Source organism: Methylobacterium jeotgali, from assembly GCF_022179345.1.
Classification (GTDB): domain Bacteria; phylum Pseudomonadota; class Alphaproteobacteria; order Rhizobiales; family Beijerinckiaceae; genus Methylobacterium; species Methylobacterium jeotgali.
The window spans coordinates 1-19490 of record NZ_BPQR01000050.1 but is presented as its reverse complement, the minus strand read 5'-3'; the positions used below and the strand labels follow the sequence as shown (position 1 = coordinate 19490).

18 protein-coding genes and 1 tRNA gene are annotated in these 19490 nt (G+C 70.3%); 11 read left to right on the top strand and 8 right to left on the bottom strand.

Going from position 1 to position 19490, the window contains the following annotated elements; genetic code table 11:
* Window positions 1-56: 56 nt before the first annotated feature.
* The 3 genes from ldtR to MFF04_RS15125 form a co-directional block, all read right to left on the bottom strand.
* Window positions 57-563 (bottom strand): transcriptional regulator LdtR, encoded by a 507-nt coding sequence (gene ldtR, locus MFF04_RS15135; protein ID WP_238276990.1) that lies wholly within the window; start codon window positions 561-563, stop codon window positions 57-59.
* A gap of 163 nt (window positions 564-726) precedes the next feature.
* On the bottom strand, window positions 727-1194 hold the full coding sequence (locus MFF04_RS15130; protein ID WP_238276989.1) for a DUF6163 family protein: 468 nt from the start codon (window positions 1192-1194) through the stop codon (window positions 727-729).
* An 8-nt stretch (window positions 1195-1202) separates the two neighbouring features.
* Window positions 1203-2249 (bottom strand): enoyl-CoA hydratase/isomerase family protein, encoded by a 1047-nt coding sequence (locus tag MFF04_RS15125; RefSeq protein ID WP_238276988.1) that lies wholly within the window; start codon window positions 2247-2249, stop codon window positions 1203-1205.
* 133 nt (window positions 2250-2382) lie between these two features.
* Between MFF04_RS15125 and hemB the strand changes: the two genes are divergently transcribed.
* From hemB to MFF04_RS15105, 4 genes are all read left to right on the top strand, one after another.
* Window positions 2383-3468, top strand: a complete 1086-nt coding sequence (hemB, locus tag MFF04_RS15120) for a porphobilinogen synthase (RefSeq protein WP_238276987.1) — start codon at window positions 2383-2385, stop codon at window positions 3466-3468.
* Complete coding sequence (locus MFF04_RS15115; protein WP_238276986.1) at window positions 3469-3852, top strand: hypothetical protein; 384 nt, start codon at window positions 3469-3471, stop codon at window positions 3850-3852.
* Window positions 3853-3935: 83 nt separating this feature from the next.
* A complete protein-coding gene (locus MFF04_RS15110) occupies window positions 3936-4421 on the top strand; it encodes an RDD family protein (RefSeq protein WP_238276984.1) in 486 nt (161 codons plus the stop codon).
* Between the two features lie 113 nt (window positions 4422-4534).
* A complete protein-coding gene (locus tag MFF04_RS15105; protein ID WP_238276982.1) occupies window positions 4535-5281 on the top strand; it encodes an arginyltransferase in 747 nt (248 codons plus the stop codon).
* 25 nt (window positions 5282-5306) lie between these two features.
* Here MFF04_RS15105 and MFF04_RS15100 read toward each other — a convergent pair whose 3' ends face one another.
* The gene (locus tag MFF04_RS15100) at window positions 5307-7469 is read right to left on the bottom strand and encodes a TonB-dependent receptor (protein ID WP_238276980.1); all 2163 of its coding nucleotides are present in this window, start codon (window positions 7467-7469) and stop codon (window positions 5307-5309) included.
* A 375-nt stretch (window positions 7470-7844) separates the two neighbouring features.
* On the opposite strand from MFF04_RS15100, the gene purB reads away from it, so the two are divergent.
* From purB to MFF04_RS15075, 5 genes are all read left to right on the top strand, one after another.
* Complete coding sequence (gene purB / locus MFF04_RS15095; protein WP_238276978.1) at window positions 7845-9152, top strand: adenylosuccinate lyase; 1308 nt, start codon at window positions 7845-7847, stop codon at window positions 9150-9152.
* 44 nt (window positions 9153-9196) lie between these two features.
* Entirely contained in the window at window positions 9197-10054 is an 858-nt protein-coding gene (locus tag MFF04_RS15090; RefSeq protein ID WP_238276976.1) for a D-amino-acid transaminase, read from the top strand.
* 72 nt (window positions 10055-10126) lie between these two features.
* The gene (locus MFF04_RS15085; RefSeq protein WP_238276974.1) at window positions 10127-10456 is read left to right on the top strand and encodes a hypothetical protein; all 330 of its coding nucleotides are present in this window, start codon (window positions 10127-10129) and stop codon (window positions 10454-10456) included.
* 174 nt (window positions 10457-10630) lie between these two features.
* Window positions 10631-11923 carry an adenylosuccinate synthase gene (locus MFF04_RS15080; protein WP_238276972.1) on the top strand — a complete coding sequence of 431 codons (1293 nt, stop codon included), beginning with the start codon at window positions 10631-10633 and terminating at the stop codon, window positions 11921-11923.
* Window positions 11924-11963: 40 nt separating this feature from the next.
* Entirely contained in the window at window positions 11964-13358 is a 1395-nt protein-coding gene (locus MFF04_RS15075) for a histidine kinase (RefSeq protein WP_238276970.1), read from the top strand.
* A gap of 36 nt (window positions 13359-13394) precedes the next feature.
* Here MFF04_RS15075 and rpoH read toward each other — a convergent pair whose 3' ends face one another.
* The gene (gene rpoH, locus MFF04_RS15070) at window positions 13395-14279 is read right to left on the bottom strand and encodes an RNA polymerase sigma factor RpoH (protein WP_238276968.1); all 885 of its coding nucleotides are present in this window, start codon (window positions 14277-14279) and stop codon (window positions 13395-13397) included.
* 255 nt (window positions 14280-14534) lie between these two features.
* Window positions 14535-15479, bottom strand: a complete 945-nt coding sequence (locus MFF04_RS15065) for an RluA family pseudouridine synthase (protein ID WP_238276991.1) — start codon at window positions 15477-15479, stop codon at window positions 14535-14537.
* Window positions 15480-15639: 160 nt separating this feature from the next.
* Here MFF04_RS15065 and MFF04_RS15060 point away from each other — a divergent pair.
* Window positions 15640-15715: transfer RNA gene (locus MFF04_RS15060), tRNA-Glu, on the top strand.
* Between the two features lie 195 nt (window positions 15716-15910).
* Window positions 15911-16843 (top strand): TAXI family TRAP transporter solute-binding subunit, encoded by a 933-nt coding sequence (locus MFF04_RS15055; RefSeq protein WP_238276966.1) that lies wholly within the window; start codon window positions 15911-15913, stop codon window positions 16841-16843.
* Between the two features lie 412 nt (window positions 16844-17255).
* Here MFF04_RS15055 and MFF04_RS15050 read toward each other — a convergent pair whose 3' ends face one another.
* Both MFF04_RS15050 and MFF04_RS15045 read right to left on the bottom strand, forming a co-directional pair.
* On the bottom strand, window positions 17256-19058 hold the full coding sequence (locus MFF04_RS15050; RefSeq protein ID WP_238276964.1) for a putative phage tail protein: 1803 nt from the start codon (window positions 19056-19058) through the stop codon (window positions 17256-17258).
* Window positions 19059-19183: 125 nt separating this feature from the next.
* Window positions 19184-19384 (bottom strand): hypothetical protein, encoded by a 201-nt coding sequence (locus MFF04_RS15045; RefSeq protein ID WP_238276962.1) that lies wholly within the window; start codon window positions 19382-19384, stop codon window positions 19184-19186.
* Window positions 19385-19490: the final 106 nt, after the last annotated feature.

Sequence of the window (19490 nt, the reverse complement as noted above, 5' to 3'; positions counted from 1 at the left end):
GCGAAGAGGCCCGGCATCCCTGGATGCCGGGCCTCTTCGCGTTCGTGTCGACAGTCTCAGAGCCGATAGCGGATCTGGTCGGTCCAGAACCGCTCGAGGCGGCCCAGCGACTGGTTCAGCCGGCTGAAGTCGTCCGTCGAGATGCCGCCGATCGGCTGGATGGTGCGGGCGTGCTTGTCGTAGAGCCCCTGGACGATGTCGTGGATCTGGCGGCCGCGGTCGGTCAGGCTGATGCGCACGGTGCGCCGGTCGGTGCGAGAGCGGGCGTGGTGCAGGTAGCCGGCCTCGACGAGCTTCTTGACGTTGTAGGAGACGTTGGAGCCAAGATAGTAGCCCTTGGTGCGCAGCTCGCTCGCGGTGAGCTCCTTGTCGCCGATGTTGTAGAGCAGCAGCGCCTGGACGCTGTTGACGTCCTCGCGGCCCCGGCGCTCGAACTCGTCCTTGATCACGTCGAGAAGCCGGCGGTGCAGCCGCTCCACGAGATGCAGCGCCTCGAGATAGGACCCCTTGGCGGCCTCGGCCTCGGGAGCGGGATCGACGACCCGGAGAGCTTCCGTCTTCATAGCTTGCCTCGCCCGTTCTGCGGTTGCGGCGGCCTCTGAGACGGGCACCGCTTATGAGGTGAAGCTATCCATGGCGAATGAAGGCGACTTTAAGCGAGAGGATGAATTGCCGATTTACTTCTCTGGGTAAACGTAAGCTGAAGCCGATAAATCAACTTTGCGTTCACCTGATCTCGCGGGCCGCGAGCCAGGACAGTATGAAATAGGCAACCACGATACTTGCCTGCACGCCGAGCAGCGGCGCGGACATCGAGAGGAGCTGCGGCGTGAGCAGCCCGAGGGTCAGCGCCGAGGTCGCGGCGAACAGCCAGACCACGCCGCCCCAGGCGCTCGTCAGCCAGAGCCCCACCGCCGCCACGGGATCGATGACGGCGAAGTAGAGGATCGCCGCCTGCCGGCCGGTGGTCTCGGCCTCGAAGGGCTTCGCGCCGGGGATCACGTCGAGGATCGAGGCCCAGGAGAACACGCCCTTGGCGAGCCAGGCGAGCGCCACGAGGCGCATGAACCAGACGAGCGTCGTGTCCCAGCCGCCCCCGGAGGCAGGCGCGTCGCGCTCGATCCGGTCCCCCTGCCGGTCGCCCTGCCCCTCGCGGAAGCCGAGCCCCAGAGGTCCCCTTGCCGGCTCGGCCATGCCCGTCCTCACGCGAATCGCGGCTCGGGCCGCGAGGCCGGCCCGAACGCCGCCGCGACCGCCGCGAGGTCCACCCCGTCGAGCCGGTCCGGCTGCCAGACCGGCGCGTTGTCCTTGTCGATGACCGCCGCCCGCACGCCTTCGTAGAAGTCGTGGCCGTCCATCACCCGCGTCACGAGGCGGAACTCCGCCAGGATCGCCTCGGGGAAGCTCATCGCCCCGCCCCGGCGCATCTGCTCGAAGGCGATGCACAGGCTCGTCGGCGAGCGCGTGCGGATCGTCGCCGCGGTTTCCCGGGCGAAGGCCGTGCCGGCCGCGTCGAGCCGCTCGAGGATGGCGGCGACGCTTCCGGCCGAGAAGCACGCCTCGATCGGCGCGGCCTGGGCGCTCAGTGGACCGGGCGCCGGTCGCTCGCCGGGCACGGCCAGGGCCGCCTCGACCGGACCGCCCTCGGCGAGGCGGTCGAGGAGCGCGTCGAAGGCCGCGGCCGGCGCGAAATCGGTGGCGAGCCCCAGCGCGAGGGCGTCGCCGGGGCCGACCCGGCCGCCGGTCAGGGCGATGTAGAGGCCCATCCGCCCCGGCAGCCGCGGCAGGGCATGGGTCATGCCGACATCGGGAAACAGGCCGATGCCGACCTCGGGCATGGCGAAGCTGTAGCGCTCGCTCGCGACCCGGTGGGAGCCGTGCAGCGAGATGCCGACGCCGCCGCCCATCACCAGCCCGTCGACGAGCGCGACATAGGGCTTCGCGAAGCGCTGCACCCGCGCGACGAGCCCGTACTCCGCCTCCCAGAACCCGTAGAGATCGGCCTCGCGGCCCTCGCGCCCGCAGGCGTAGATGTGGCGGATGTCGCCGCCGGCGCAGAAGGCGCGCGCGCTCGACGAGCGCACCGCGACCCGCGTCACGGCCGGATCGGCCTCCCAAAGATCGAGCTGGCGGCGGAAGGACGCGCACATGCCTCGGGAGAGCGCGTTGAGCGCCTTCGGCCGGTCGAGAACGACGAGGCCGAGCGCCCCACGCCGTTCGAACCGGATCTCCTCGCCCGTCGCGTCCATCTGCCCTCCGCTCTCCCGCGCGTTAGACGCCGCCCCCGCCGACCTCGTCAACCGCGGGCGGCGTTTCGCGCCGAATCCCGGATATGCTAGGCCCCCGCCGCCGGCCGCCACGGGATCGGCGCAGGAACCGGTCATGGACTCATCGCACGCGCAGGAGGGGCACGCTGAGGAGAGCGCCGAGCCCCGCCCGATCGCCGTCGAGTCGGCCCGCTCCAGCGGCGCCCAAGCGGGCCTGAGCCTGACGCAGCGCCCCCGGCGCAACCGCAAGGCCGACTGGTCCCGGCGCCTCGTGCGCGAGCATACCCTCACCGTCGACGACCTGATCTGGCCGCTCTTCGTGATCGAGGGCGAGAACCGGCGCGAGCCGATCGCCTCGATGCCTGGGGTCGAGCGGCTCAGCGTCGATCAGGTGGTGCGCGAGGCCGAGCGGGCGGCGCGCCTCGGCATCCCGGCGATCTCGTTCTTCCCCTACACCGAGCCGGGCCTGCGCGACCCGACCGGCTCGGAGGCGCTGAACGGCCAGAACCTCGTCTGCCGGGCGGTGCGGGCGGTGAAGGCGGCCGTGCCCGAGATCGGCGTGATGACCGACGTGGCGCTGGACCCCTACACCAGCCACGGCCATGACGGGCTCCTGTCGGACGGGGCGATCCTCAACGACGAGACCGTGGCGCTCCTCGTGGAGCAGAGCCTGATCCAGGCGGAGGCCGGCACCGACATCATCGCCCCCTCCGACATGATGGACGGCCGCGTCGGCGCTATCCGGGCCGGGCTCGACCGGGCGGGCTTTCGCGACGTGCAGATCATGGCCTACGCGGCCAAGTACGCGAGCGCCTTCTACGGGCCGTTCCGGGACGCCATCGGCACCTCGGCGGCGCTCGTCGGCGACAAGCGCACCTACCAGATGGACCCAGCCAACGGCGCCGAGGCCCTGCGCGAGGTCGCCCTCGACCTCGAGGAGGGCGCGGACTCGGTGATGGTGAAGCCCGGCCTGCCCTATCTCGACATCATCCGCAGGGTGAAGGACGGCTTCGGCGTGCCGACCTTCGCCTATCAGGTCTCCGGCGAGTACGCGATGATCGAGGCCGCCGCCCGCAACGGCTGGCTCGACGGCGAGCGCGCCATGGTCGAGAGCCTTCTCGCTTTCAAGCGCGCGGGCGCCGACGGGGTCCTGACCTACTACGCGCCCCGCGTCGCCGAGCGCCTGCGCGCCGGCGCCTGAGTGGCCCGCAAGGCGGCCCGCGTCCTCATCCTCGGCGGGGTGCTGGCGGGGCTCGTCGGCGGCCTTCTCGCCTGGGACGAGGACGCGCGCCGGGAGCAGGTCGAGACCTGCCGGCGGGTGCTGCCCGCCCTGCTGCCGCCGGAGACGGAACCGAAGCTGCTGCGCGCCGGCAGCGGCGCCTCCGCCGAGACCGCGCGGATCGACTACCAAGTCGCGGGACGGCCCCACGCGGTGCTGTGCCGGTTCGACCGCGAGGGCGCGCTCGCCGAGATCGTCCATGACGGCCGCCCCGTGAGCGGCGCGAGCCTCCACTTCCTGAAGCGCTACTATCTCGACACCCCGGAGGCCCACGCCGCCAAGCAGCCCCGCGAGCGGCCTCAGTGAGGATCGCGCCCGGCGCCCCTTGAGAGGAACCGCGCCGCTTCCCACCTCGTTCTCAGCGCTGTCGCGCGCAACGGACGATCGCCATGACGAACTCGCCCTACGGCTATACCACCGGCGTGAACGCCCCCGGCGCCGTTCCGCCCCTGCCGGTGCCCTTCGTGCGCGCCAGCCTCGGCGGGCGGACGCTCGCCTACGTCCTCGACATCGCCTTCATCTTCGGCTTCTCGATCCTGCTCTCGCTGGCGATCACCCTGATCGGGCTCGTGACCTTCGGCCTCGGCTGGAGCCTGTTCGCGATCGTGCCGGCGAGCGGCATCCTCTACAGCGCGATCACCGTCGGCGGCGCCAAGCAGAGCACGCTCGGCATGCGCATGATGGGCCTGCGGGTCGTGGCGCCCGAGAGCGGCGCCCGGGTCGACGTGCTGACGGCGGCGGTCCACGCGCTGCTCTTCTACGTGGCGATCTCGACCTTCCTGCTCTGGTGCGTCGACATCCTGTTCGGCCTGATGCGGGCCGACCGCCGCCTCGGCCACGACCTCCTCCTCGGGCTCGCCGTCGTGCGGGCCTGACAGGGCGCACGGAAATCGGCGCGCGAGGCGAAGAGACCGGTTGAGCGGATCGGAGCGGACGCTACACTTCGCCTGAGGCGCGGCCGCGCCGTGGTCCGAAAGCCATCCGCAGCGTGACGAGCCACCCGCGCGACACCCCCCAGTTCTATCTGACCGCCCCTTCCGCCTGCCCCTACCTGCCGGGGCAGGAGGAGCGGAAGGTCTTCACCCACCTCGTCGGCCGTCGTGCCCGCGACCTCAACGAGGTGCTGACGCAGGGCGGGTTCCGCCGCTCTCAGACCATCGCCTACCGCCCGGCCTGCGAGACCTGCCGGGCCTGCGTTTCCGTCCGCGTCGTGGTGCGCGACTTCGCGGCGAGCGCCAGCCAGCGCCGGGTGCTCGCCCGCAACAGCGACCTCGTCGGCGCCGCCGAGCCGAACCGCCCGGCCTCGGAGCAGTACGCGCTCTTCCGCCGCTACCTCGACGCCCGCCACGGCGACGGCGGCATGGTCGACATGACCGTGCTCGACTACGCCATGATGATCGAGGACAGCCACGTCGACACCCACGTCGTGACCTACCGGCGGCGCGGGCCGGACACCGCCATCAACGGGCGCGGGGTCGGCGCCCCCGTGGCGCTCTGCCTGACGGACGCCCTCTCGGACGGGCTGTCCATGGTCTACTCGTTCTACGACCCCGACGAGACGGCGCGCTCGCTCGGCACCTTCATGATCCTCGACCACATCCGCCGGGCGCGGGATCTCGGGCTGCCCTACCTCTACCTCGGCTACTGGGTCGAGGGCTCCCGGAAGATGGACTACAAGGCCCGCTTCCGCCCCCAGGAGCGGCTGATGGCGCAGGGCTGGGTGCTGGCGGAGTGACCCGCCAGACCCGGTGATTGCCGCTTCAGAAGCGCACGATGACCTGCGCGCGCACGGTGCGCGGCGCACCCGGCGTGAGGTTGTTGTTGTTGTCCGACGTGTAGATGTAGCGCCGGTCGAGCACGTTCTCGATGTTGACCTGCGCCCGCGTCGACTCGTTGATCTGGTAGAATAGGCCCAGGTCGAAGCGGTTGTAGCCCGGCAGGCGGACGGTATCGTCCGACGAGGCGAAGGTGTGCGTCTGATAGATGTAGCCGATGCCGATGGAGAACTCCGGCGTCACCGCGAACTTGTTCCAGAGCGACACGGAGTTGAACGGCACCAGCCCGACCTTGTTGCCGGCGACGATCACCGCGGAGGTCGCGCTCTCGATCCGGGCGTCGGTGTAGGCGTAGCCGCCGGCGATCTGCCACCACTCGGTCAGGTAGCCGTTGGCGCCGAGCTCGAAGCCCTGGGCGTTGGTCTTGCCCGAGAGGATGAAGAACCCGGCCCGGTTGGGATCCGGCAGTCGCTGGTTCGTCCGGTCGAGGGTGTAGCCGGCGGCCGTGAGCTGGAAGGTCGGCGTGACGTCGTACTTCGCGCCGACCTCGAGGTTCTGGAAGCGCTCCGGCTGGGCGATGATGAGGCCGGGGGTGAGCGTGCCGATCTGGTCGCCCGAACTCGGCAGGTAGGAGACGCTGTAGCTGCCGTAGAAGGCGAGGTTCTGCAGAGGCTTGATCACCAGGCCGGCACGCGGCGAGACGAGGTCGTCGACGCGGGCGTTCGTGACGAGGGTGCGCCGATCCGTCGAGGCGAAGTCGAAATGGTCGTAGCGCAGGCCGCCGACGATCTGGACATAGGGGTTCAGGTCGATCTGGTCCTGCAGGTAGACCGCCGCGAGCCCGAGGTCGTAGCGCGCGCTGGCATCCGTGGTGCCGTTGTTGCGGAACACCACGGGGACGCGGGTCAGCGGCGCCAACGGGTTGACCACGACGCTCGAGGCGACGCCGTTGAAGAAGGCGCTCTCGCGGAAGACGAGGCCCTCCTGGTAGCCGAGCTCGAAGCCCCCGAGCAGGGTGTGCTTGATGTCGCCGGTGAGGAACTTGTAGGTGAAGTCGTTCTGGTTGAAGTAGTTCGTCCGATCCGTCTCGTTGCGGTAGCCGGTGATGGTCACGGCGGTGCCGGCGGCGTTCACGGCGCTGCCCGGCAGGGTGTTCCGGTAGAAGCGGTCGTAGTCCGCGAACCGGAACTGGCTGTGCAGCTCGACGCCCGAGTCGAAGCGGTGGTCGAGGATCGCGGTGGCGATGTTCGCGTCGACCTTGGTGAAGTTCACGTCCGGGCTGCCGAAGAACGTGCGGATATTGTTGCGGTAGTTGTAGGCCCGCCCGAACTGCGAGGGGATGCCGCGATCGGGGAAGCGGTCGTCGTGGAAGTACTCGTAGGAGAGCTTCAGCGTCGTCTGGGGCCCGAGCAGGAAGGTCATCGTCGGGTTGAAGCCGTAGCGGGTCAGCTCGCCGAACTGGCGATAGGTGCCCGAATCCTCGAAGAGGCCGTTCAGCCGGAAGAAGGCGCTGTCGCTGATGCGGTCGCCGACATCGAAGGTCAGGCGCTTGTCGCCGAACTGGCCGCCGCCGGCCGTCACCTCGCGCACGCGAAGGCCGTCCGCCTCCTTGAGGACGCGGTTGATGACGCCGCCTCCGCCGCCGCGGCCGAAGATCAGCGAGTCCGGGCCCTTCAGCACCTCGACGCGGTCGACGTTGTAGAGGTCGCGGTAGTACTGCACGTCGTCGCGCACGCCGTTGACGAAGAAGTCGGCGCTCGTGCTCTGGCCGCGGATGATCGCCTGGTCGCGGTTGCCCTCGCCCTGCGCCGGGATGAAGCCCGGCACGTAGCGAAGCTGGTCGGTGAGGTTCTGGAAGTTCTGGTCGGTGAACTGCTCGCGCGTCACCACCGTCACGGATTGCGGCGTGTCGAGGAGCGGGGTGTTGGTCTTCGTGGCGCTGCGCGTCTGCTTGGTCAGGTAGCCGACCGTGACGCCGCCCTGCGGGCCGGTCGCCGGACTGCCTTCGACGGCGAGCTGATCGAGCGTCACAGCCTGCGCGCTCACGACGGGGATCGGAGCGGGCTGAGCATGGACCTGCGACGGCGCCGTCAGGAAGGTTCCGGCCAGAAGGCAGCCCGCCAGCCTCGTCTCGATTGCCTGGTTCATCGTTGCAGGTCTCGCAGAGTCAACGCACGCGTCTTGCGGATCCTGACTTCCGGCCGCTCGACTGGGACGGACACCTACGAGAGTGTTCGGCCACAACAAAGCGGCAACGTCCTCTATTATCGAATGCTGAGTTTCGAATTATTCCAATAATAGCTGTAGTGAAGGCCGCAAGTTATCCGTCGGCCTTACGTTTTCCGACGCTCTTTCATTCCGGGGCTTCACGGGGCCGCGCCGATCGTCCCGGGACTGTGGTCTTGATGCAACGCTTCGCTGGTTGGACGCCGCCCGTCCGGGCCTCGTTGAGCCCCACCCGCTCCCCGTGCTAGGCGCCGGGCGTCCCCGACCGCAGCCCGTCGAGAGCCCGAGGCGCCCCGCATGATCCCCCGCTACAGCCGTCCCGCCATGGCGGCGATCTGGTCGCCCGAGACCCGCTTCCGCATCTGGTTCGAGATCGAGGCCCACGCCACCACCGCGCTCGCCGAGATCGGCGTCGTGCCCAAGGAGGCGGCCGACACGGTCTGGGAGAAGGGCCGCGACGCGGTCTTCGACGTCGCCCGCATCGACGCCATCGAGGCCGTGACGAAGCACGACGTCATCGCCTTCCTCACGCATCTCGCCGAGATCGTCGGGCCGGAAGCACGCTTCGTCCACCAGGGCATGACCTCCTCGGACGTGCTCGACACCTGCCTCAACGTGCAGCTCACCCGCGCCGCCGACATCTTGCTCGCCGACCTCGACGCGCTGCTCGCCGCACTGGAGCGGCGGGCCTTCGAGCACAAGCTGACCCCGACGATCGGCCGCTCCCACGGCATCCACGCCGAGCCCGTCACCTTCGGCCTCAAGCTCGCCCAGGCCCATGCCGAGTTTTCCCGCGCGAAGGAGCGGCTGATCGCAGCGCGGAAAGAGGTCGCCACCTGCGCGATCTCCGGGGCGGTCGGCACCTTCGCCAACATCGACCCGCGGGTGGAGGAGTACGTCGCCGCGCAGATGGGCCTGACGCCGGAGCCCGTCTCGACCCAGGTCATCCCCCGCGACCGCCACGCCATGTTCTTCGCGGTGCTCGGCGTCATCGCGAGCTCCATGGAGCGGCTCGCGACGGAAGTGCGCCATCTGCAGCGCACCGAAGTGCTCGAAGCGGAAGAATTCTTCTCGGAGGGGCAGAAGGGTTCCTCGGCGATGCCGCACAAGCGCAACCCGGTGCTGACCGAGAACATCACCGGCCTCGCCCGCATGGTGCGCGGCTACGTGACCCCGGCGCTGGAGAACGTGGCGCTCTGGCACGAGCGGGACATCTCCCACTCCTCCGTCGAGCGCATGATCGGGCCGGACGCGACCGTGACCCTCGACTTCGCGCTCGCCCGCCTCACCGGGGTGATCGACAAGCTGCTGGTCTACCCGGCCAACATGCAAGGCAACCTCGACAAGCTCGGCGGGCTCGTCCACTCGCAGCGGGTGCTGCTGGCCCTGACCCAGGCCGGGCTGTCGCGGGAGGATTCCTACCGTCTCGTCCAGCGCAACGCGATGCCGGTCTGGCGCGGCGAGGGCGACTTCCTCACCCTGCTCAAGGCCGACCCGGAGGTCGCGGCTGCCTTGAAGCCCGAGCAGATCGAGGAGTGCTTCGATCTCGGCTACCACTTCAAGCACGTCGACACGATCTTCACCCGCGTGTTCGGGCGGGCCTGACGCACGATTCCTGCTTGGATGCTCCGCAGGACAGGAGGACACCCGTGACCGCACCCCGCATCGTCTACCTGAACGGCGCCTTCCTGCCCTTCGAGGAGGCGCGCCTGCCGATCATGGAGCGCGGCTTCCTGTTCGCGGACGGTATCTACGAGGTCTCGGCGGTGCTCGACGGGCGGCTCGTGGATAACGCCGCGCATCTCGCCCGGCTCGACCGCTCTCTGGCCGAGATCGGTATCGCCAACCCCTACGATGCCGGGGAATGGGAACGCCTCGAGACGGAGCTCGTCGCCCGCAACGCCCTCTCCGAGGGGCTCGTCTACATGCAGGTGACCCGCGGCGTGCACGAGCGGGACTTCGCCTTCCCGCCCGCTGACACCGCGCCGACGGTGGTGATGTTCACGCAGGCGAAGAACGTCAGCCGCAACCCGCTCGCCGAGAAGGGCGCCGCGGTCGTCACCGTCGAGGACCTGCGCTGGAAGCGGAGGGACATCAAGTCGGTGGCGCTGCTCGCCCAGGTCCTCGCCAAGCAGGCGGCGGCCGAGGCCGGCGTCGCCGAGGCCTGGATGCATGAGGACGGCTTCGTCACCGAGGGCTCGTCCTCGACGGCCTTCATCATCACCGGCGACGGGGAGATCGTGACGCGCCCGCTCTCGACGGCGCTGCTGCCGGGCATCACCCGCGCCGCCGTGCTGCGGCTCGCCGAGGAAGCGGGCCTGCGGCTCTCCGAGCGGCCCTTCTCCGTCGAGGAGGCGAAAGGCGCGCAGGAGGCGTTCTACACGAGCGCCTCGTCCTTCGTGATGCCGGTCGTCTCCATCGACGGCCGCACCCTCGGGGACGGCCGCCCCGGCCCGCTGACGCGGCGGCTGCGCGACCTGTACCTGGAGATGGCCCGCGCCTCGTGAGGCCGGAACCCCGGAACGGATCGCCGGGGCAGCGGTTCCTCCCACCCAGGCATCCGACCAGGGAGGTTTCCGATGCACAGGCTTCTGCCCGGGGTCGCCCTTCTCGCCGCGAGCCTCTTCGCCACCGCGGCGAGCGCACAGAACCCCGACGCGCCCCTCAAGGGACGCGACAGCGACCCGAACCTGCCGTCCCAGACTCAGACGCCGCCGGACAAGGTCCGCCCCGACGACGGCTCCGCCGGCAACCTCACCGACCGGCTGGAGAAGAGCGACGGCGTCATCAAGCCCCCCGGCAACGCCGCCGAGGGCATGGTCGTGCGCCCGCCCGAGACCGGCGGCTCGACCCCGGTGATCAAGCCGAACGAGCTGCCCGGCCGCCAGCCCGGCACCGAGGCGCGCTGAGCCCTCCGGGCGGGCCCGCCGAGGCCCGTCCCCCGTCCTTCCGGCCGCGTTGCTTGCTTTCCGCGCCCGGATCGCGGAAACACCGGCTCGGCAATGGCTTTCGGCCCGCGCGCCCGCGCCGGGCCCGGCCGCCGTTTCCCGGTGACAGGTTTTCGAGCGCAGGTTTTCGAGCGTATGGCGAACGTCGTCGTCGTGGGCGCCCAGTGGGGCGACGAGGGCAAGGGCAAGATCGTCGACTGGCTCTCGCAGCAGGCCGACATCGTCGTCCGCTTCCAGGGCGGGCACAATGCCGGCCACACGCTCGTCATCGACGGCGTCACCTACAAGCTCGCCCTGCTGCCCTCGGGCGTGGTGCGCGGCGGCAAGCTCTCGGTGATCGGCAACGGCGTCGTCGTCGATCCCTGGCACCTCGTCGACGAGATCGAGCGCATCCGCGCCCAGGGCGTCGAGATCTCGCCGGAGAGCCTGCGCGTCGCCGACAACGCCACGCTGATCCTGCCGCTCCATCGGGAGCTCGACCATTTCCGCGAGACATCGAACGCGGGCCTCAAGATCGGTACCACCAAGCGCGGCATCGGCCCCGCCTACGAGGACAAGGTCGGCCGTCGTGCCATCCGCGTGGTCGACCTCGCCGACGAGGCCACGCTCGCGGCCAAGGTCGAGCGGGTGCTCGCCCATCACAATGCGCTCCGCCGGGGGCTCGGCATCGACGAGGTCGACGCCGAGGGGCTCATTAGCGAGCTGAAGGCAATCGCGCCCAGCATCCTGCCCTACGCCTGCCCGGTCTGGGCGCTGCTCGACGAGGAGCGCCGCCACGGCAAGCGCATCCTGTTCGAAGGGGCGCAGGGCGCGCTGCTCGACGTCGATCACGGCACCTACCCGTTCGTGACCTCCTCCAACATCGTCGCCGCGCAGGCCGCCACCGGCTCCGGCCTCGGCCCCTCCGCGATCGGCTACGTGCTCGGCATCGCCAAGGCCTACACGACCCGCGTCGGCGAGGGCCCGTTCCCGACCGAGCTCCACGACGAGATCGGCGAGACCATCGGCGCCAGGGGCCGCGAGTTCGGCGTCAACACCGGGCGCAAGCGCCGCTGCGGCTGGTTCGACGCGGTGCTGGTGCGCCAGACCGTGCGCACCTCCGGCATCCAGGGCATCGCCCTGACCAAGCTCGACATCCTCGACGGCTTCGAGACGATCCGGATCTGCACCGGCTACCGCCTCGACGGGCGCACCGTCGACCATCTGCCGGCGAGCCAGGCGGACCAGGCCCGCATCGAGCCGATCTACGAGACGATTCCGGGCTGGTCCGAGACCACGGCGGGCGCCCGCTCCTGGGCAGAGCTGCCGGCCCAGGCGATCAAGTACGTGCGCCGCATCGAGGAGCTGATCGGGGCGCCCGTCGCCCTGCTCTCCACCTCGCCCGAGCGCGAGGATACGATCCTAATGCACAATCCCTTCGAGGACTGAGCGCCGACGCGCGGAGCCTCCGAGGGCGGATCTGGGGACGATGGCGGATTACTACCCGTTGCTGGCGCGGGCGCTGGACGCCCTGCCCGACCGCTCGCCCGCCATGCGGAACGCGGTCTACGAGCGCGCGCGCGGCGCCCTGATCGGGCAGCTGCGCTCCCTCGACCCGCCCCTCTCCGAAAGCGACATCGAGGTCGAGAGCAAGGCCCTGGCCGAGGCGATCGGGCGGCTCGAGGAGAGCTACGGCGCTCCCGCCGCGGCGCCTCGGCCCGAGCCTGCCCCGCCGCCCGTGGCGGTGCCAGAGCCGGCCAAGCCCGCGCCTCAGCCCGCCCCCGAGCCCGACGACGCCCTGTTCGAGGCCGAGGCGAGGCCCGCGCCGGGTCTGCCACCCGCCGCCCCCGCCGATCTCGGCCTGCCGCCGCCCCCCCGCCGGGAGGGCCCGCCGCTGTCGATCGCGCCGCGCCGGCCGAAGTTTCAGGACAACGCCGCCGAGGCTGCGCCGGACGTCGAGCCCGAGGCCGCGAGCCGACCGACCGGCGAGAGCGAGACGCCCGCGCCGGAGGTGCGCACGGCAGAGGCGAACGGCCGCCAGCGCCCGCGCATCGCCGTGGTCGCCCCGGCCGGCCGCTCGAAGGGCCTGCGCAACGCATTCGTCGGCGGCGTGCTGGCGGTGGTGATCGGGCTGATCGCGGTCGCGGCCTTCCTGCTGCGCGACAGGCCGGACAATCTGCAGCAGACGGAGGCCGAGACCGCCGACACGCAGGTCGACCGCTCCGACCAGAAGTTCGGCGATCGGGTCGGCGGGGATCCGGCCCCCGCCGAGCGCCAGAGCCGCGCACCGGCCTCCGAGAGCCGGCCGGCCGCGCCCCCGCCCGCGACCGACATGACGGTCGCGCAGCGCGCCGCGCTGATCGAGGAGGATACCGCCAACCCGAGCAACCAGCCGCCCATCACCACCGGCCGTGTGGTCTGGCGGCTCGATTCGGTGAGCGGCGAGCAGGGCCAGCCCCTCCAGACCGCCGTCGTCGCGACGGTCGACGTCCCGGATGCCGGGATGCAGCTCACCATGACGATCCAGCGCAATCTCGACGCCGCCCTGCCGGCCTCGCACACGGTGACGCTGGCCTTCAAGGCGAGCGGTGCCGACGCGGCCAAGCGCACCGTCCAGGAGGTCGGGCTCCTCCAGGCCAAGGACGAGGAGGCCGCCCGCGGCGCGCCCGTCTCGGGCCTGCCGATCCGCGTGCGCGACAACCTGTTCCTGATCGGGCTGTCGTCCCTCAAGCAGGACGTCGACCGCAACACCGAGCTGCTGCTCCACCGCAACTGGTTCGACGTCGCGGTGAAGTACGCGACCGGCCAGCGCGCGGTGATCACCTTCGAGAAGGGCAACACCGGTACCCAGGTGATGCAGAGCGCCTTCGACCAGTGGCAGTAGCGGGCCCCGCGAAGGGCCCGCCGATTTCCGCAGGGCTCAGGCGCTGGCCCGCGGCGCCTCGATACCCGCGAGGTTGCGCTTGACCGCCTCCTGAACCTTCTCGAAGGCGCGCACCTCGATCTGGCGCACGCGCTCGCGGGAGACCCCGAACTCGCCCGAGAGGTCCTCCAGGGTGATCGGGTCGTCGGCGAGGCGGCGCGCCTCGAAGATGCGGCGCTCGCGGGGGTTGAGGACGCCGAGGGCGTCGCGCAGCGCCGTGAGGCGGTTGCTGCCCTCCTCCTCGCGCACGAGCACGCTCTCCTGGCTCGGCGTGTTGTCCACGAGCCAGTCCTGCCACTCGCCCTCGCCCTCCTCGCGCAGGGGCGCGTTGAGGGAGGAGTCGCCCGAGAGCCGGCGGTTCATGTCGACCACATCCTGCTCCGGCACGCCGAGGCGGGTGGCGATCTGCTTCACCTGATCGGGACGCAGATCACCGTCCTCCAGCGCCGAGATGCGGCCCTTGGCCTTGCGCAGGTTGAAGAAGAGCTTCTTCTGGTTCGCCGTGGTGCCCATCTTCACGAGCGACCACGAGCGCAGGATGTATTCCTGGATCGCCGCCTTGATCCACCACATGGCGTAGGTGGCGAGGCGGAAACCCTTGTCCGGATCGAAGCGCTTGACCGCCTGCATCAGGCCGACATTACCCTCCGACACGACCTCGCCGATGGGCAGGCCGTAGCCGCGGTAGCCCATGGCGATCTTGGCGACGAGGCGCAGGTGCGAGGTCACGAGGCGGTGGGCCGCCTCGCGGTCGCCGCCGTCCCGCCAGTGCTTGGCGAGGGTGAACTCCTCCGTCGGTTCCAGCATCGGGAACTTGCGGATCTCGTCGAGGTAGCGCGAAAGGCCGCCTTCGTTGGCGAGCACGGGCAATGCGCCTGCCATGTGAACCTCCTTCATCGGCCCCCCATGCGGGCGGACCTTTCAAGACCAGGGCTGCCGCTCCTTGAGCCGGCCGCCCGATTCCCCATGTCTACCGAGGAACGCTCCGGGCCGGTAGCGGCGGGCCGTCAGCTTCGAGAGACGACAACGCCCGAGGGGTCGATGGGTTGAGTCTGCCACGCGCTCGCCGTGTCGCACGTGCCGTATCGCACCTCGCCGTGCGGCACGGCACTTGACCGTGTCGGGCCCGCTTCGCCCTCAGCCGCTCCCTCTCAAGGCGTCGAGAAGCTGCTGAAGGGGGTCCGGCAGCGGGCTCTCGAAGCGCAAGGCCTGCCCGCTCCTCGGATGGGCGAAGCCGAGCAGCGCGGCGTGGAGCGCCTGTCGTCCGAGGCCCTCGAGAGCCGCCCGCCCCGTCTCGGGAAGGCGCGCTGCCTTGGTGCGGAAGGCGGCGCCGTAGACCGCGTCGCCGAGGAGCGGGTGGCCGCGATGGGCGAGATGCACGCGGATCTGGTGCGTGCGCCCGGTCTCGAGGCGGCAGCGCACCAGGGAGGCCTCCGCGAAGGCCTCCTCGACGCGGTAATGGGTGACGGCGTGCCGCCCCTCCCCGCCCCGCACCACGGCGATCTTCTCCCGGTTGTGGCGGCTGCGGGCGAGCGCCGCGTCGATCGTGCCGGTCCGCGGCTCCGGGACGCCCCAGGCCAGGGCGAGATAGGCCCGCTCCAGGGGGCCGCTGCGGCCGTGGTCGGCGAACTGGGCGCTCAGCCCCTGGTGGGCGAGGTCGTTCTTGGCGACGACGAGGAGGCCGCTCGTGTCCTTGTCGAGCCGGTGGACGATGCCGGGCCGGCGCACGCCGCCGATGCCGGAGAGGCTCGCGCCGCAATGGGCGAGCAGGCCGTTGACGAGGGTGCCGCCCTCGTGGCCCGGCGCCGGATGCACCACGAGCCCGGCCGGCTTGTCGATGACGATGAGGTCGTCGTCCTCGTAGGCGACGACGAGCCGGAAGGCCTCCGGGGCCGGCGCGGCGGGCGCGGCCTCCGGCACCGCCACGGCGAGCTCCGCCCCGAGGCCGACCTTGGCGGACGGATCCCGCACCACGGCCTCGCCGACCCGCACGAGCCCGTCCTTCACGAGCCCCTGGAGACGGGCCCGCGACAGGTCGGGGAACAGGACGGCGAGCGCCTTGTCGAGCCGCAGGGGCGGCATCATCGCCTCTCCGACCGTGCCTCGCTCCACCCGTTCCGACACCGTCCGATCCCCCGCCCTGACGCCCGAGAGCCACTTCGCGACCGCGGCGCAAAAACCCCGCGGCAGCCCCTTGCTCCTGCCGAGAGGCGTCGCTATACGAACGCCTCCCGCACGGATAGCTCCCATCGTCTAGCGGTCTAGGACGTCGCCCTCTCACGGCGAAAACAGGGGTTCGAGTCCCCTTGGGAGCGCCATGCGGTTGAATGACTTAGCGGCCTTTGGGCTCTTCGTCTCACAGGCCTATCTTACATAGCGCATCGATCGATTTCTTGAGACGCCTCTACTCGATGTCCGGTCATCATCGGCACGACAGGGCGACGGGGACATCGCGGCGGCAACCCTGGACAGCCTGACGAGCCGGCCTGATTCTCGTGCGGTGGAGGAAGCCGATGATCCGCGCTGCAGCCCTTTCATGTTTCGTGCTGGCCGTCTCCGCGCTCTCCGCGTCGGCCGCCTCTCTCACCCTAGGCACAGCAACGCCCGGCGGATCGTTCCCGGCCTTCGGCGAGGCTCTGGTCGAGGCGTTCCGCGAGAGCGATCCCGGCCTGACCGTGGAACTCAGGAACACCAAGGGTTCGGCCGAGAACCTAACGCTGCTGAAGGAAGGGCAGCTCGATCTCGCCCTCGTGCAGGGCGAGTACGCCTACGACGCGTTGGGTGCGCAGGATGGCAGCCGGCCCGGGCTCGCCGTCGTTGCACCGGTCGACACATCGCCCGGCGTGTTCGTCGTGACGGCGGCCAGTCCGATCCGCTCCGTCGAGGACCTGCGCGGCAAGACCGTCGCGCTCGGCACGCGCGCCTCCGGGCTCACCGTGATAGGCCGGACCGTGCTGAAGGGATCGGGGATCGACCCCGACCGCGACATCACCCCCGTCCTCCTCGACCATGCCGGCGCGGGCGCGGGCCTGGTGCGCGACGGGAGCGTCGCCGCGCTCTGGGGCGCCGGGTTCGACTGGCCGAGCTTCAAGGTGCTCGCGGGCGCACCCGGCGGCGCCCGCTTCTTCGGGCCGGACCCGGGGAAGATCGCGGCGATCCTGGCGCTGCGGGCATCGCTGCGGCGCCTGACGATCCCGGCGCGCTCGTTCGAGGGGCAGGAGGAGGCGATCGAGACCGTCGGCTCCTGGAGCTTCGTGATCGCACGGCCGGGCCTGCCCGACGAGGCGGTCGCCCGGTTCGTGCAGGCGCTCGACCGTGGCCGGGAGGCGCTGGCGCGCCGCTACCGTCAGGGCCGGGAGAGCGACCCGCGCAACCTCGTCTCGGCGGTGCCGCTCGCCTGGCTGCACCCGGCCACGGCCGCCTACCTCAACGGGCTCGAACCTTAGTTCGACACACGCCGATGATCCGCGCCTTAGCCCTATCCGTCGCCGTGCTGGCGGCCTTCGCCATGCTCGCCGATCAGCGGTGGCGCGAGGCGGCCGCGGCGGCTCCTGGGGCTGCAAGGGCGGCCCAGGCTACCGGGTGCCGATCGGACCGGACGACGAGCCAGCGCCGCACCTCCGTGCCTAGCGTGGGCCGAGCGCTAAGGCGTAGGTGCGGGCCATGATGCTGATGCGCCTGGCACGCGGATCGTCCGCAGGCGTCCCGCAACTTGCTAAGGACGGTCGCGAGCGGGCAGATCCCTCCGATGCGCGCCGCCAGCCCCTCGACGGCGTAGACGCCTCGTCTGCACGCTAGGCCCTGAAACGACGGAGGCGCGCCGAGCCGACGCCGGGGGCGGCCGCAGCCGAGCCGGGATCAGGGCGTGTACGCGCCGTTGCGGTTGCCAAAGACGAACTTGGTCGCGTTCGTCAACGCGGCTCCGGCGGGGGCCGCCGTGCCGCCGCCGCCGTCGCACAGCCCGTAGGGGGGCGCGCCACCGCCAGGGCCGGCAAGGTTGCCGCGAAAGTCGCCGGACTCGACACGGTAGTCCGTGATCGACGTGCTCGAAATGGACAGGCCACAGACTTGCGAGTCGGATTGGCTCTCATCTACGCCCGTGTGCGCGGGGCCTGAGCGGACGTAGGCGAAAGTGAGATTGTTCGCACCCGCCAGCGCCTGGATGCCGTTGAATTTGTTGGGAAATATCCGTGAATTGCCTGCGACCGTGCCGCCGATCATCTTGAAGGCCCGAACGCCCGTGTCGAGTTCGATCCCGTTACGTCCGTTGACGATCACCCGTGCCGCAGTCATGTCGATGTCGGACACGTTCTTGAAGTACATCCCGCGTCCACCCATGAAGGCCGCCCAGGGATTGATGAAGTTGATCCGCGTCAACGTCTTGGCGGTACCGTCGAAGACCCAGCCGTCGCTTGAGTTGTCCGGGCCGCCGGCGCCGTCTGCGGACACGGCGTTGAAGAACAGGTTCGCCAAGTAGCCCCTCGTCGCGCTCGTTTTCGCGACTACGCCGCGATTGAAGCCCGCGAAGTTGGAGTCGCTCACCCAGACCGTATCGCCCGAGACGAGGGTGAGCCCGTCGCCGACGTTGCTGCTGTCAGCCTGGAGCTTCATGCGGGCGAAGGTGACGATGCCGTACTGCTGCCCCGTGGGAGGCGACACATCCACCCAGAAGCCGTTGCGCTTGGGGCCGTCCACGACGATGTCGCTCGCGCCGCAGTTGCGGCAAGCGTTGCCGAACCGGACGAGGTCGTAGCCGCCCGCGAAATAGACGTTGGTGAGCGAGTGCGTGCCGCCGCTTAGATCGAAGAGCCATCCGGCCGTCGAGTAGCCATTCGGCGAGTAGACGATGAGGTCACGGAACTGGGTGGTCCCGTTCGTCGCCGCGAGGATAGTGCCGGTCGGACTCGCGGGCATCAGAGTCGAGGACTGGCCCTGGCCCTCGATGACGAGCCGCCGGCCCGAGGTCCAGGTGAGTCCGACGCGGCACGAGGCACCGGCCGGCACGATCAGGCGCCCGCCCGTGGGTCCGAGCGCGGTGACGACCCGCTGAGCGGCGAAGCTGGCGTCCGTCGAGCCGTCGCAGACCGCACCGGCGGCCTGGATCGAGAGCGCGCCGTCCCACTGGCGCAGCCAGCGCCCGGCGCCAGCGTTGCCGGTCGGGGCGATGACCAGCATGCCATCATCGGCGGCAGTCGAGGTGGAGGCCCAGCGGTACGTCCCGTTGCCGCCGTCCCCAAACGTGTTGTAGCCCCCGACGTGTATCACCGCGCCGTTGAAGAGGATCGCAGTGGGATAGGTGCGCAGCCCCCCCACGGTCGGAACGCCGAGGATGACGCTCGACAGCCACGCACCGAACGTCTGGCTCGACGTTGCGCCGTTGGCTTTGGCGCTCAGGCTGGAGCCATCCCCGTTCGAGCCGGCCCCGAGCGTGACGGATGGGACCTTGCTCGGATCAAGAGCGAGCGCGGGACCGGACGCGATCAGCGGCGCGGCTAAGAAAAGGCGAGCGAGAGAGCGCATCAGGTGTTCGTCCCGGTGATGTTGTTCGAGGACGGCGGCATCGCAGGGTAGCGGGTATAGAAAACCCCGCCGACGGCTAGCGTCGACGGGGCTGATGCTCGAGACGATCGCGGCGTGGTCAGGCAGCGCCGTCGCGGTCATGCCAAAGCGTGAAAGCCTCTGCAGGGCTCGTATGGCACCCCCTGAGACGCGTCGCTGTCTCATTAGGGAAACAGCCGGGAAGAAGCCCGCCGCGCGGCAGGCCTGCAGTCTTGCCGGGTCAACGGTCAGGCGTTGCCGCTCCGTTCGGTATCGATGGCCGACTTGCTGCGTCCGTCGTCGGACCGCTCGAGCACGTCCTCGGTCTCGGGCGCGATGTCGGTCTGAGAGCCCGTCTTCGGCACCGACGAGTCGCCGACCTCGACCTTCTCGACGGTCGCGTTCGTGTCGGCGTCGGGCATGTCGCTACCCTGCTTGTGTTCGGTCACTGCATCCTCCGGGTATTGGTTTGGAGACCATCCAACCGTCCGCGCAGCCGATCGCTCCCCGTGGGCAGCTGAGACGAAAAGGCCCGCCCGGTTCGCCGCGGCGGGC